This window comes from Psychrobacter sp., assembly GCF_036731945.1.
Lineage (GTDB): Bacteria > Pseudomonadota > Gammaproteobacteria > Pseudomonadales > Moraxellaceae > Psychrobacter.
In genome coordinates this window covers 22598-23556 of sequence record NZ_DAINDI010000047.1, presented here as the reverse complement: position 1 = coordinate 23556, position 959 = coordinate 22598, and the positions used below count along the sequence as shown (strand labels likewise).

At 44.4% G+C, this 959-nt stretch carries 1 protein-coding gene; it reads right to left on the bottom strand.

The genetic code is table 11. The features are described 5' to 3' along the window. The coding region (locus V7D75_RS10290) for an MsnO8 family LLM class oxidoreductase (protein WP_333614487.1) at positions 1 to 538 on the bottom strand (538 nt) is incomplete at its 3' end. Between the last annotated feature and the right edge of the window lie 421 nt (positions 539 to 959).

Here is a 959-nt window from a genome sequence, read left to right as displayed (position 1 = left end):
GCGCTGCTAGAGTGGCACCAAAAAGTGACGAGCCCAATATCCAAATAGGAATGTTTGATTTCGCCCCTGGAAATGACTGCACAGGACTGTCATCGGTGCCATCACCTAAGAAATACATGAGCTCTTGGACGTCTTGCGGGAAACGATCAGCATCTTGCATTTGACGGCGCAGCGCCTGAAATGTTGCACCATCGGTACCTGGCGCGCGGCCTAAACCTAAATCGACACGGTCACCGTATAACGCCTGTAAAGTGCCAAATTGCTCAGCGATGATAAGCGGTGCATGATTGGGCAGCATGACGCCACCAGCCCCGATGCGTATGCGCTTGGTTTGGCTGCCGATGTGCGATAATAGCACCGATGTCGCTGCACTAGCGATACCCGGCATATTGTGATGCTCGGCCATCCAATAGCGGTTGAAACCAGATTTTTCTGCTTGCTGCGCGATAGCAACGGTTTGGGCAATGCCTTCAGCGATGATTTTGCCTTCGGGTACGGGTGCTAAATCTAAAAATGATAATGGAATTGTGTTGCTCATGATTCACCTATTTTTATGCGGTCGCCTTGTAACGACGTTTTTATAGTTAGTTTTTAAATATCAGGAATAAAAAGCAGGCTGATGATTCAATAGCTCATATGATGGGGCAGTTATAGAGAATATAAAGGTCAGCACTTAAGATAGTAACAAATCATAATAATTTGCGGCGTATATAAGAGCAAAAAAGCACCGCTATCTATTGAGAACGGTGCCGTTTGTATTTATCAAAGAAATCATGATTAAGCAGAATGCTTGAAGTTATTATTAATTGCCTAAGTGCTGAGTTTTAAAAAGTTACTCTTTAAAAAGCTACTGGCTCAGTTAATAACTACTGACTAAATTGCTTTTGGCATAGCTCCATAAAGGCGCGTCCGTATTGACGGATTTCTGCATCATCACGTACCGCCATCCAACTGGTAAA